Here is a 240-nt window from a genome sequence, read left to right as displayed (position 1 = left end):
ACATACACTTTATCCTTACCCTCGGCATACGATGGAGCGCGTCCACAATGCACAGATGGAAGTGCCATACCTTGACACTCAGGCAGCAAACTGTTTTTCATTGCTCCATGCTTTTTTGCTGCCTCTGCATCTTGGTTGCAGGTCAATAAGAGTGCAAGCAAAAGGCACAGTATGAAAAAAATACCTGAGCGTTCTTTAGTCATCATGTCTTAAAACCGATACTCAATACCTGCGAATAAC

At 43.8% G+C, this 240-nt stretch carries 1 protein-coding gene; it reads right to left on the bottom strand.

Translation table 11 applies throughout. The annotated features are described in order from the left end of the window. A partial coding sequence (locus tag A3735_RS31835) for a hypothetical protein (RefSeq protein ID WP_231882528.1) occupies nucleotides 1-206 on the bottom strand: 206 nt, incomplete at its 3' end. Nucleotides 207-240 lie beyond the last annotated feature (34 nt).

The organism is Oleiphilus sp. HI0061 (assembly GCF_001635675.1).
This window is presented reverse-complemented; position numbering and strand designations above follow the sequence as displayed.